Origin of the sequence: Ensifer adhaerens, assembly GCF_002007205.1 — a bacterium.
Classification (GTDB): domain Bacteria; phylum Pseudomonadota; class Alphaproteobacteria; order Rhizobiales; family Rhizobiaceae; genus Ensifer; species Ensifer adhaerens_D.
This window is the reverse complement of record NZ_LAZS01000001.1, coordinates 146489-159538: the sequence shown is the minus strand read 5'-3', so window position 1 is coordinate 159538 and position 13050 is coordinate 146489. Positions and strand designations below refer to the sequence as shown.

The following is a 13050-nucleotide window of genomic DNA, read 5'->3' as shown; positions in this document are numbered from 1 at the left end:
AATTTGCATTGCACAAACTTCGTGGCGATGGAGGGCGTCAGACCCGCCACGAAGGGGACCAAATCCGGCATGTCGATCAAGGCCAGCATTTATCACCTGACCCACTATACCTATGACCGCCCGATCAGGCTGTCGCCGCAGATCATCCGGCTGAAACCGGCGGCCCATTCAAAGACTAAGGTCATCAGCCATTCGCTGAAAGTTTCTCCGGGCAACCATTTCGTCAACCTGCAGCAGGATCCCTACGGCAACTACCTTGCCCGCTTCGTCTTTCCCGATCCGGTGAGCGAGCTGAAGGTCGAAGTCGATCTCGTCGCCGACATGACGGTCTACAACCCGTTCGACTTCTTCGTCGAAGAGGAGGCCGAGCACTGGCCTTTCACCTATCCCGAAGACCTCAGTGACGATCTGAAGATTTACATGACGCCCGAGCCGATGGGACCGGCACTTTCAGCTTTCCTGGCGACGGTCGATCGCTCGCGGCAGCGCACGATCGATATGGTCGTCGGGCTGAACGCACGCCTGCAGCATGAGGTCGGCTACGTCATCCGCATGGAGCCCGGCGTGCAGACGCCGGAGGACACGCTGACGTCGGCCCGCGGCTCCTGCCGTGATTCAAGCTGGCTGCTCGTCCAGATCCTGCGCAATCTCGGTTTCGCCGCCCGTTTCGTCTCCGGTTATCTCATCCAGCTGACGCCAGACCTCAAGGCGCTCGACGGCCCCTCCGGCACCGACCACGACTTCACCGACCTGCATGCCTGGGCCGAAGTCTACCTGCCGGGCGCCGGCTGGGTCGGGCTCGACCCGACCTCGGGCCTCCTGACCGGCGAGAGCCACATTCCGCTTGCCGCGACGCCCCATTACCGCAATGCCGCCCCGATCTCCGGCGGCTACTTCGGTGATCCCGAGACCCGCACCGATTTCGCCTTCGACATGAAGGTGAGGCGCGTCGCCGAGCATCCGCGCATTACCAAGCCCTTCTCCGACGAAAGCTGGGATGGGCTGAACGCGCTCGGTGAGAAGGTCGACCGGGTGCTCCAAGAGAACGACATCCGCCTGACGATGGGCGGCGAGCCGACTTTCGTTTCCATCGACGACTTCGAATCGGAGGAGTGGAACACCGCCGCCGTCGGCCCGACCAAGCGCGAGAAGGCGGATGCGCTGATCCGCCGCCTGCGCGAACGTTTCGCCCCCGGCGGCTTCCTCCATTACGGCCAGGGCAAATGGTATCCCGGCGAAAGCCTGCCGCGATGGACCTTCTCGCTCTACTGGCGCAAGGACGGCGTGCCGATCTGGCGCCGCCCCGACCTGATCGCCGATGAGACAGGCCAGCATGACGTCACCGAGAAGGATGCCGAAAGCCTGTTGCATCTGATGGCAGGCGAATTGGACCTGTCGACCGAAATGGTCCTACCGGCCTTTGAAGACCCCGCCGACTGGCTGCTGAAGGAGGCAAACCTCCCCGACAACGTCGATCCTTCCAACTCCAAGCTCAAGGATCCCGAGGAGCGCAGCCGCATGGCCCGCGTCTTCGAGCGTGGCCTGACGACGCCGACCGGCTACGTGCTGCCGGTGCAGGCCTGGAACGCGCGAGCCAGCGGTGTGCAGTGGATGAGCGAGAAGTGGCAGACGCGCCGCGGCCGCATTTTCCTCGTTCCCGGTGACAGCCCCGTCGGCTATCGCCTGCCGCTCGGCGCCTTGCCCTATGTCGCGCCCTCTGCCTATCCCTATATCCACCCGGTCGATCCGACCGTCCTGCGGGACGACCTGCCTGATTTTGCCGAAAGCAGCGCCCGCCCACAGCACTCCCGCTTTCAAGCCGCGGAAATGCCGGAGACGCCGCTGCCGGTGGCGCGCGACGAGATCGCCGGCCTTGTGCGCACCGCCATCAGTGTCGAACCGCGCGACGGCCGGCTCTGCGTCTTCATGCCGCCGCTGGCCAGCATCGAGGAGTATCTCGACCTGATCGCGTCCGCGGAACGGGCCGCAGCCGCTCTTGGCCTGCCCGTCCATATCGAGGGCTATGCGCCGCCGCAGGATGAGCGCATCAACGTCATTCGCGTGGCACCCGATCCGGGCGTGATCGAGGTCAACATCCACCCGGCCGCCCATTGGCGCGACTGCGTCGACATCACCACCGCGGTTTATGAGGAAGCGCGGCAGAGCCGGCTCGGTGCCGACAAGTTCATGATCGACGGGCGCCACACGGGCACCGGCGGCGGCAACCATGTGGTCGTCGGCGGCGCCAATCCCAATGACAGCCCATTCCTGCGCCGCCCGGATCTGCTGAAAAGCATGGTGCTGCATTGGCAGCGGCATCCCTCGCTCTCCTACCTGTTCTCCGGCCTGTTCATCGGCCCGACCTCGCAGGCGCCGCGGATCGACGAGGCCCGGCACGATCAGCTCTATGAGCTTGAAATCGCGCTCGCCCAGGTGCCGATGCCCGGTTCAGCGACGCCACCGCCCCTGCCCTGGCTGGTCGACCGATTGTTCCGCAACCTGCTCGTCGACGTCACCGGCAACACCCACCGGGCGGAGATCTGCATCGACAAGCTGTTCTCGCCTGACGGGCCCACCGGTCGCCTCGGCCTGGTCGAGTTCCGCGGTTTCGAGATGCCGCCCAACGCCCGCATGTCGCTTGCCCAGCAATTGCTGGTGCGCGCCCTCATCGCCCGCTTCTGGAAACACCCTGTGGATGGCTGCTTCGTGCGCTGGGGCACGGCACTGCATGACCGTTTCATGTTGCCGCACCATGTCTGGCAGGATTTTCTCGAAGTGCTCGCCGATCTCAGAGCCCACGGCTTCGATCTGAAGCCCGAATGGTTCGAGGCGCAGCTCGAGTTCCGCTTCCCCTTCTGCGGCGAGGTGGAATACGAAGGGGCAAGGCTCGAAATCCGCCAGGCGCTCGAACCCTGGCACGTGATGGGCGAACAGGGCGCGATCGGCGGCACCGTGCGCCATGTCGACAGCTCGGTCGAACGCCTGCAGGTCAAGCTCGATACCGCCAATCCCGAGCGTTTTACGGTCGCCTGCAGCGGCCGGCCTGTGCCTCTGACACGCACCGGCTCGAACGGCGCGGCGGTTGCCGGCGTACGCTACAAGGCCTGGCAGCCGGCTTCGGGCCTGCATCCGGTCCTGCCGGTCAACACTCCCCTTACATTCGATATCTATGATACATGGTCGAATCGGGCGATTGGCGGATGCGTCTACCATGTCGCCCATCCGGGTGGGCGCAGCTACGACACGTTTCCGGTCAACGGCAACGAGGCCGAGGCGCGGCGACTGGCGCGGTTCGAACCCTGGGGCCATACGCCCGGCAGTTACCCGCTTCGCCCGGAAAGCCCTTCGATGGAATTCCCGATGACGCTTGATCTCAGGCGTCCGCCAGGAGCGTAAATGCCGAAGAAGCAGACAGCGGCCGCGAACCATCCGGGCACCGACGACGATCCCGTCTTCGGCTACCGTGCCCTACCGGGCATTGCCGACGAAATGCTCGACCAGGAGGGCAATGTCCGCCCGGTCTGGCAACGGCTGCTTGCAACACTCGGGCGGCTCGACGAGACCGAGCTTGCCAACCGTTTTGCGCGCGCTGATCGCTATCTGCGCGACGCCGGCGTCTTCTATCGGGTGTACGGCGCCAAGGAGAGTTCCGAGCGAAGCTGGCCGCTCTCCCATATCCCGGTGCTGATCGACGAAAGGGAATGGGCTCACGTCTCTCAAGGGCTCGTGCAGCGCGCCGAGCTTCTGGAAAAGGTGGTCGCCGACATCTACGGCGAGAACCGACTGGTTGAGGAGGGACTGCTGCCGCCGGCCCTCGTCGCCTCCAATCCGGAGTTCCTGCGCCCGCTCGTCGGCGTAAAGCCGGCCGACGGCCATTTCCTGCATTTCGTCTCCTTCGAGATCGGCCGCGGTCCTGACGGCAACTGGTGGGTCCTGTCCGACCGCACGGAGGCGCCCTCAGGCGCCGGCTTCGCGCTGGAAAACCGGGTCGCGACCACCCGCGCCTTTTCCAATCTCTATGCCGAAAGCCACGTCCACCGGCTGGCCGGCTTCTTCGGCGAGTTCCGCGACACGCTGCAGAGCCGCAGGCTGCATCCGGACGACCGCATCGCCGTTCTGTCGCCCGGCATCGCCAACGAGACCTATTTCGAGCACGCCTACATCGCCCGCTATCTGGGCTTCATGCTGCTCGAAGGCGAGGACCTCACCGTTGTCGGCGGCCGCGTGATGGTGCGCACCGTCGCCGGCCTCAAGCCGATCGGCGTGCTCTGGCGCCGCCTCGACGCCGCCTTTGCCGATCCGCTGGAGCTCAACCAGTCCTCGCACATCGGCACGCCCGGCATCGTCGAGGCGCTGCGCGCCGGTTCCGTTTCGATCGTCAATGCGCTCGGCTCCGGCATCGTCGAAACCCGCGCCTTCCTCGCCTTCATGCCGGCGATCTGCCGTCATCTGCTCGGCGAGGAGCAGAAGCTGCCCTCGATCGCCACCTGGTGGTGCGGCCAGAGTGCCGAGCGCCAGCAGGTCGCCGCCAACATCGAGCGCATGGTCATCGGCCCGGCAAATGCGACGCGCCCCTTCTTCGACGACAACGGCCAGTCCGTGCTCGGAGCAACGCTCGACGACGAAGCGAAGGCTTCGATCGCCGGCTGGCTCGACGCCGAGGGCGGCAAGCTCGTCGGCCAGGAGGTGGTGACCCTTTCGACCACGCCGGCCTGGGTGCACGGCCGGTTGGCCCCGCGGCCGATGAGCCTGCGCGTTTTCGCGGCACGCAGCCGCGACGGCTGGCAGATCATGCCGGGCGGCTTCGCCCGCATCGGCTCCGGCGACGACGTCGCCGCGATCGCGATGCAGGCCGGCGGCACCGCCGCCGACGTCTGGATCGTCAGCGACCGGCCGGTCGAGCGCACGACGCTGCTTCCGGCCGAGGAGAGCTTCACCCGCAACATGCCGGGAAGCCTGCCGAGCCGGGCTGCCGACAATCTCTTCTGGCTCGGCCGCTACATCGAGCGCGCCGAAGGGGCGTTGCGCATCCTGCGCGCCTGGCATGGCCGGTTCGCCGAAACGGCGGATCCGGACCTGCCGCTCTTGAAGGATGTCAGCGACTATCTCTCCGCCCTCGACATCGATGCGCGCCAGCCGGTACCCGACAGCCTGCTTGCCAATATCGCAAGCGCCCTTTTCAGCGCCGGCAACATCCGCGACCGGTTCTCGCCGGACGGCTGGCTGGCGCTCAACGACCTGTCGCAGACGGCGCGTAAGTTCCACGCGACGGTGCAGGCCGGCGACGACGCGACCCGGGCGATCACCGTGCTCCTGCGCAAGCTCGCCGGCTTTGCCGGTCTGGTGCATGAAAACATGTACCGCTTCACCGGCTGGCGCTTCCTTTCGATCGGCCGTTACATCGAGCGCGGGCTGCACATGACGCGGCTGCTCGGCCACATGTCGGGGCCGGATGCGCCCGATGGCGCCTATGACATGCTGCTTGAAATCGGCGACAGCGTCATGACCCACCGCAGACGCTACAATGTCAGCACTGCCGCCTTGACCGTCACCGACCTTTTGGCGCTCGACGCCCTCAATCCGCGCTCGGTGCTCTATCAGGTGAACGAGATCAAGACCGAGGTGGAACTGCTGCCGAACGCGCTCGTCAACGGCCAGATGTCCCCCTTCTACCGCGAGGCGATGCGCCTGCATTCGGGGCTCGCGGTGATGACCCCGGAAGCGATGAACCTCGACGTCTACGACCGGTTGGAGCGGGATCTCGAAAGCCTGTCCGATCTGCTCGCGCGAACCTATCTCGGCTAGCCATGCTCTACGACATCAGCCTGAAGATCACCTATGACTACGAAGTGCCGGTATCCGGCGGGCGCCACCTCGTGCGCGTGCTGCCGGCGACGCTGCCGGGCCGCCAGCGTCTCGTCGTCGGCTCGCTGAGCTGCCAGCCGATGCCGGCCGAGCGCACGGAGAGCATCGACTTCTTCGCCAACCCGTTTACGTCGATCCTCTTTCGCGCCTCCCATGCCGACCTGACGATCCGCATGCAGGCGCGCGTGCAGGTGGAAGCGCAAGCCTTGACCGCGGACTTTTCCCCCGATCTCGGCCGCCTGCCGGCCGAGCTTTCCGCCTGCTGGTCCGTCGATGCGGAGGCGCCGCATCACTTCGCCGGCCCGAGCCCGCTCTTGCCCGAGGCCGCCGAAATTGCCGCCTACGCGCGCGACACCGCCACCGACACAATGACGGTGCGCCAGATCGCCGTGGCGCTGTGTGATCGCATCCATCGGGACTTCGTCTATGACGGCGAGGCAACGACCGTGAACACGACGCCGGCAGAAGCTTTCAGGCTCAGACGCGGCGTCTGCCAGGATTTCGCCCATGTCATGATCGTTGCCCTCCGCAGCCTTGGCATCCCAGCCGGCTACGTTAGCGGATTCTTAAGGACGATCCCCCCGCCCGGAAAGGAGCGCCTGGAAGGCGCCGATGCCATGCACGCCTGGGTGCGCGTCTGGTGCGGGGCAACCTCTGGATGGATCGAACTCGATCCGACCAACAACATTCCGGCCGGAACCGACCACATCGTCGTCGGCCACGGACGCGACTATGGCGACGTAGCACCGGTGATCGGGATACTGAAAAGCTACGGCAGCCAGAAGACCAAGCAGGCGGTCGACGTCATTCCGGTACCGTGACCCGATTTGACACAGGCCATTTCCCGTTTTCACACACGACTGTGGTCGCAGAACCCGCTGTAAGCACTGGTTTTCCCGAATTCCGTTAAAATTGCAGCGATTGCCGGAACGATATCGTAAGCCATCGGCGCTATTGATGCCCCCCAAGCTTGCAACGTGTTCCTCTGGGGTGTGCAAAGATGGGAAGACGATACACTGTAGGCCGGTTCTTTGTAGCTATGCTCAAGGACCGGGGTGGCAATTTCGGCATTATGGCAGCGCTCGCCGCGCCATTGGTATTGGCCGCTGGCGGCGTCGCTATCGATTTGGCCAGCATGATGACCATGAAAACCCACATGCAGGACGAAGCGGATGCCGCAGCGCTGGCGGCGGCATCGGCCCTGGTGACGATGACTTCGACAACGCCGGAGAAAGCCAGGGAGGACGCCACAAAAATCGCGCTGAACTTCCTCAAGGCCCAATCTGCAGCCACGTCGACAGATGGCGTCAGCAAGAGCGCGGCCGCTGCAAGCGTGGGTGACACCGACACAGCCGCCAATCGGGCCACGGTCGATATCGCCGAAAGCGCCAACGGCGCCACCGGCAAGATCTTCAAGGTTACCGTTCTCAACAAGCAAACGCTCCAGTTCAATGCGATGACGCGCCTGCTTGGACAGGAATCGATCGCCATTGAAACCCGCGCCACTGCTGAAAGCGCTACCGAGAGCAAGAATGCGCTCTCCATGTATCTGGTGCTCGACCGCTCCGGTTCGATGGCTTGGAAAACCAATACGCAAAACAGCGCGAAATCGTCCTGCCCGAACTACACGGAATCGAACTGGAGCAAGTATCCCAACCTGAAGGCAACCAGCCCCTGCTACGTGACGAAGATCGACGCGCTGAAGACCGCCGTCAGCGATCTGCTGAAGCAGTTGAACACCGCCGACCCGACTACGCTCTACGTCCGCACGGCAGCCGTCTCCTACAACTCCGCCCAGGACACGGCCGGCAACCTGGCCTGGGGTACATCTGGAACCTCGACCTACGTGAACGCCCTCGTTGCAACGGGCGGCACGGCGTCGGGCAACGCGTTCAAGACGGCCTATAGCCGCGTAACCGCAGCGACCGAAGACACGGCCCACAAGGCCAAGAACGGCCAGGTTCCGACGAAATACATCGTCTTCATGACCGACGGCGACAACAACAACACGAGCGACGACACGACGACGCTGGCCTGGTGCGATACGGCTCGCAAGAACAAAGTGCAGGTCTACACCGTCGCCTTCATGGCACCCGACCGCGGCAAGTCGCTGCTCAAGGCCTGCGCCACGACGGAAGCCAACTACTTCCAGGCGGAAGAAGCAGCCGATCTGATCGCAGCCTTCAAGGCGATCGGCGAGCGGGCATCGGCCATGGCGACCCGCCTGACCAAGTAATGGAAAAGACCTGAGACCTACCATGCCGCCCGGTTCGCCGGGCGGCATTTTCAGTTTCGCAGCGGTCGCAATCCGCCGTTTGAGACAAGTCTAATCCATTTAAAAACATCTATTGCAAGCGCTTCGGATCGATGCATAAATTGCCTTTATCCCCGGTCGGGTCCGGCCTGCGATCTCCCAACGCAAAAGGGTAAAGACAGTTTCATGATGAACAGGCTCTCCACCAACGACGTGCCGCAGCCAGCCCCAAGGTCGTCAGAACCCGGTCAGCTCGCCGTCGAAATCCTCGAACGTCTGAAGTACCGCATCGGCAAGGATCCGAAGGTCGCCAAGCCGCATGACTGGCTGACGGCGGCGATCCTGGTTGCGCGCGACCGCATCACCGACAAGTGGATGGACTCCACCCGCAAGACCTACGCGACCGGCGCCAAGCGCGTTTATTATCTCTCGCTGGAATTCCTCATCGGCCGGCTGATGCGCGATGCGATGACCAATATCGGCCTGATGGACGAGATGCGCGATGCGCTCGCCTCGCTCGGCGTCGATATCGACGTCGTCGCCCAGCTCGAACCGGACGCGGCCCTCGGCAACGGTGGTCTCGGACGGCTGGCCGCCTGTTTCATGGAATCGATGGCAACCGTCGACGTGCCGGCCTACGGCTACGGCATCCGCTACATGCACGGCCTCTTCCGCCAGCAGATGGCCGATGGCTGGCAGGTGGAACTGCCCGAGACCTGGCTCGCCCACGGCAATCCCTGGGAGTTCGAACGGCGCGAAAGCTCCTACGAAATCGGCTTCGGCGGCGTGGTCGAAACCGCCAATATCGACGAGGAAATCCAGCGCTTCGTCTGGAAACCGGCCGAGCGCGTGATTGCCACGGCTTTCGACACGCCCGCGGTCGGCTGGCGCGCAAAACGCGTCAATACGCTGCGCCTCTGGACGGCGCAGCCGATCGACCCGATCCTGCTTGCCGCCTTCAACGCCGGCGACCACATCGGCGCCCTCAAGGAAAGCAACAAGGCGGAAAGCCTGACGCGCGTTCTCTATCCCGCCGACGCAACGCCGGCCGGTCAGGAACTGCGGCTGCGGCAGGAGTATTTCTTCTCCTCCGCCTCGCTGCAGGACATCCTTCGCCGCCACCTGCAGCAGTATCCGGACTTCAACTCGCTGCCGGACGCGATCGCCATTCAGCTGAACGACACCCATCCGGCCATCTCGATCGCCGAACTGGTACGACTCTTGACCGACCTGCACGGCCTCGATTTCGAGCAGGCCTGGGACATCACCCGCCGAACGATTTCCTACACCAACCACACGCTTCTGCCCGAAGCGCTCGAAAGCTGGCCGGTGCCGCTGATCGAGAGGCTGCTGCCGCGCCACATGCAGATCGTTTATGCGATCAACGCCAAGATCCTGATCGAAGCCCGCCGCCAGAAGGGCGCTACCGACGACGAGATCCGCAACATCTCGCTGATCGACGAAAGCGGTGAACGGCGCGTGCGCATGGGCAACCTCGCCTTTGTCGGCTCGCATTCGATCAACGGCGTTTCGGCGCTGCATACGGAGCTGATGAAGGAAACGGTGTTTGCCGACCTGCACAAGCTCTACCCGGACCGCATCAACAACAAGACCAACGGCATCACCCCGCGCCGCTGGCTGATGCAATGCAATCCAGGTCTCTTCGGACTGATCCGCGACGCGATCGGCGACGAGTTCATGGACAATACCGAGGCCTTGCAGGCACTCGATGCCTTCTCGGACAAGGCGGAATTCCAGGAGCACTTCGCCGCCGTCAAGCGCGCCAACAAGGTGCGCCTCGCCCAGCTCGTGCAGAGCCGGCTCGGCATCAGGCTCGACCCGTCGGCGATGTTCGACATCCAGATCAAGCGCATTCACGAATACAAGCGCCAGCTCCTGAACATCATCGAGGCGGTGGCGCTCTACGACCAGATCCGCTCCCATCCGGAGCTCGACTGGGTGCCGCGCGTCAAGCTCTTTGCCGGCAAGGCGGCGCCGAGCTATCACAATGCCAAGCTGATCATCAAGCTTGCCAACGACGTCGCCCGTGTCGTCAACAACGACCCGGCGGTGCGCGGCCTGCTCAAGATCGTCTTCGTGCCGAACTACAACGTCTCGCTCGCCGAAGTCATGGTTCCGGCCGCCGATCTCTCCGAGCAGATCTCGACCGCCGGCATGGAGGCGTCGGGCACCGGCAACATGAAGTTCGCGCTGAACGGCGCCTTGACGATCGGCACGCTCGACGGCGCCAATGTCGAGATGCGCGACTGGATCGGCGAGGAAAACATCAGGATCTTCGGCATGACCGCCGAAGAGGTGACGAAGGCGCGCGCGGAGGGCCACAATCCCCGCGCCATCATCGAAGGCTCGCGCGAGCTGTCGCAGGCGCTGCAGGCAATTGCGTCAGGCGTGTTCTCGCCCGATGACCGCAACCGCTTCTCGGGCCTTATCGACGGCATCTACAATCACGACTGGTTCATGGTCGCCGCCGACTTCGAGGCCTATGCCAAGGCGCAGCGCGAAATCGACCAGCTCTGGACGACGCCGTCCGACTGGTATGCGCAGGCAATCCGCAACACGGCACGGATGGGCTGGTTCTCCTCCGACCGCACCATCCGGCAATATGCCGGGGAAATCTGGAGAGCCGGATGACGCCTTCGGCCGGCAAGGACCCGGAACCCGCAGCTTCAGGTCTGCTGTCAGCGCCGGAAATCGCGGCCATCCTTCAGGGCACGCATGACGATCCCTTCGCGGTTCTCGGCGTGCACCCCGCCGGCAAGGCGATCCTTGCCCGCTGCTTCATCCCCGATGCCGAGACCGTGACGGTCGAGACACTCGCCGGCAAGGAGCTTGGCACGCTCGAACGGCGTGCCGATGCCGGCTTCTTCGAAGGGCCGCTGGCGCTGAAGAAGCCCCAGCCGGTGCGCTACCGCGCCCGCAATCAGGGCGGCGAATGGATGGTCGTCGACCCCTACAGTTTCGGGCCGGTGCTCGGGCCGATGGACGACTACTACATACGCGAAGGTTCGCATCTCCGGCTGTTCGACAGGATGGGTGCGCACCCGATCCATCACGATGGCGCCGACGGCTATCACTTCGCCGTCTGGGCGCCGAACGCCAAGCGCGTTTCTGTCGTCGGCCAGTTCAACGACTGGGACGGCCGACGCCACGTCATGCGGCTGCGTGCCGACACCGGCATCTGGGAGATCTTCATTCCGGGCGTCGAAGGCGGGCTCGCCTACAAATACGAGATCCTCGACCGCAGCGGCACGCGGCTGCCGCTGAAGGCCGATCCTTTTGCCCGGCGCTCGGAGCTTCGCCCGAACACCGCCTCCGTCACCACGCCTGAAATCGCACAGGTGTGGGACGACGAGGCACACCGCAAGCACTGGGCCTCGGCCGACGCAAGGCGGCAGCCAATCTCGATCTACGAGGTCCATGCCGGCTCCTGGCAGCGCCGCGACAATGGCGAGATGCTCTCCTGGGACGAGCTTGCCGACCGGCTGATCCCCTACTGCGTCGACATGGGCTTTACCCATATCGAGTTCCTGCCGATCTCGGAGTTCCCTTTCGATCCGTCCTGGGGTTACCAGACGACCGGCCTCTATGCGCCGACCGCACGCTTCGGCGAGCCCGAAGGCTTCGCCCGCTTCGTCAACGGCTGCCACAAGGTCGGCATCGGCGTCATCCTCGATTGGGTGCCGGCGCATTTCCCGACCGACGAGCACGGCCTGCGCTGGTTCGACGGCACGGCACTTTATGAACACGAGGACCCACGCCAGGGTTTCCACCCCGACTGGAACACGGCGATCTACAATTTCGGCCGCCAGGAAGTGCTGTCGTTCCTCGTCAACAACGCGCTCTACTGGGCCGAGAAATTCCATGTCGACGGCCTGCGCGTCGATGCGGTCGCCTCGATGCTCTACCTCGACTATTCGCGCAAGCATGGCGAATGGGTGCCGAACGAATATGGCGGCAACGAAAACCTCGAAGCCGTTCGCTTCCTGCAGACGTTGAACACCCAGATCTACGGTATCCACCAGGGCATTCTGACGATCGCCGAGGAATCGACCTCCTGGCCGAAGGTTTCCCATCCGGTCCATGCCGGGGGCCTCGGCTTCGGCTTCAAGTGGAACATGGGCTTCATGCACGACACGCTGCAGTATCTGTCGCGCGAGCCGGTGCACCGCAAGTTCCACCACAACGACCTGACGTTCGGCCTGCTCTATGCCTTCAACGAGAACTTCGTGCTGCCGCTCTCCCATGACGAAGTCGTGCACGGCAAGGGCTCGCTGATCGCCAAGATGGCCGGCGACGACTGGCAGAAGTTTGCGAATCTCCGGGCCTATTACGCCTTCATGTGGGGCTATCCCGGCAAGAAGCTGCTGTTCATGGGCCAGGAATTCGCGCAGTGGCGCGAATGGTCCGAGGAGCGCGCGCTCGACTGGAACCTGCTCGAATACCACCTGCACGAAGGCGTGCGGCGGCTGGTGCGCGACCTCAACGGCACCTACCGCGCCAAGCCCGCGCTGCACGCCCGGGACTGCGAGGGCGAAGGTTTCGAGTGGCTGCTTGCCGACGACCGCGACAACTCGGTCTTTGCCTGGCTGCGCAAGGCGCCCGGCGAAAAGCTCGTCGCCGTCATCACCAATTTCACCCCCGTCTATCGGGAAAGCTACGCCATCCCGCTGCCGGTCAAGGGTCGCTGGAAGGAGATCCTCAACACCGACGCGGAAATCTATGGGGGAAGCGGCAAGGGCAATGGCGGCGCCGTTTTTGCCGAGAAGGACACCAAGGGAGCGATAATGGCCAACATCACGCTGCCGCCTTTGGCGACGCTGATGCTGGAGCAAGAGTAACCAGCTGAAAATCGAGGGCCGCAAGGCGTTGCCGAAAAGCCGCCGTAACGACCCCTGAAGTCAATGAATGGG

6 protein-coding genes are annotated in these 13050 nt (G+C 64.1%); all 6 read left to right on the top strand.

Features of this window, described 5'->3' with window-relative positions:
• Positions 1-69 precede the first annotated feature (69 nt).
• The 6 genes from XB14_RS00690 to glgB all read left to right on the top strand — a co-directional run bounded on the left by XB14_RS00690 (position 70) and on the right by glgB (position 12978).
• Positions 70-3396: a DUF2126 domain-containing protein gene (locus tag XB14_RS00690; protein WP_077959713.1), complete on the top strand. Its 3327-nt coding sequence runs from the start codon at positions 70-72 to the stop codon at positions 3394-3396.
• A complete protein-coding gene (locus XB14_RS00685; RefSeq protein ID WP_077959712.1) occupies positions 3397-5805 on the top strand; it encodes a circularly permuted type 2 ATP-grasp protein in 2409 nt (802 codons plus the stop codon).
• 2 nt (positions 5806-5807) lie between these two features.
• The gene (locus XB14_RS00680; protein ID WP_077959711.1) at positions 5808-6686 is read left to right on the top strand and encodes a transglutaminase family protein; all 879 of its coding nucleotides are present in this window, start codon (positions 5808-5810) and stop codon (positions 6684-6686) included.
• 179 nt (positions 6687-6865) lie between these two features.
• Positions 6866-8101: a vWA domain-containing protein gene (locus XB14_RS00675; RefSeq protein ID WP_077959710.1), complete on the top strand. Its 1236-nt coding sequence runs from the start codon at positions 6866-6868 to the stop codon at positions 8099-8101.
• Positions 8102-8305: 204 nt separating this feature from the next.
• Positions 8306-10771, top strand: coding sequence for a glycogen/starch/alpha-glucan phosphorylase (locus XB14_RS00670; RefSeq protein ID WP_143348167.1), 2466 nt, complete (start codon positions 8306-8308; stop codon positions 10769-10771).
• Positions 10768-12978, top strand: a complete 2211-nt coding sequence (gene glgB, locus XB14_RS00665; protein ID WP_077959709.1) for a 1,4-alpha-glucan branching protein GlgB — start codon at positions 10768-10770, stop codon at positions 12976-12978. The genes XB14_RS00670 and glgB overlap by 4 nt, the downstream gene beginning before the upstream one ends.
• Positions 12979-13050: the final 72 nt, after the last annotated feature.

Excerpts from the sequence above, each read along its gene's own strand:
- XB14_RS00690 (WP_077959713.1), top strand. The coding sequence starts at position 70 with ATGTCGATCAAGGCCAGCATTTATCACCTGACCCACTATACCTATGAC.
- XB14_RS00685 (WP_077959712.1), top strand. The coding sequence starts at position 3,397 with ATGCCGAAGAAGCAGACAGCGGCCGCGAACCATCCGGGCACCGACGAC.
- XB14_RS00680 (WP_077959711.1), top strand. The coding sequence starts at position 5,808 with ATGCTCTACGACATCAGCCTGAAGATCACCTATGACTACGAAGTGCCG.
- XB14_RS00675 (WP_077959710.1), top strand. The coding sequence starts at position 6,866 with ATGGGAAGACGATACACTGTAGGCCGGTTCTTTGTAGCTATGCTCAAG.
- XB14_RS00670 (WP_143348167.1), top strand. The coding sequence starts at position 8,306 with ATGATGAACAGGCTCTCCACCAACGACGTGCCGCAGCCAGCCCCAAGG.
- glgB (WP_077959709.1), top strand. The coding sequence starts at position 10,768 with ATGACGCCTTCGGCCGGCAAGGACCCGGAACCCGCAGCTTCAGGTCTG.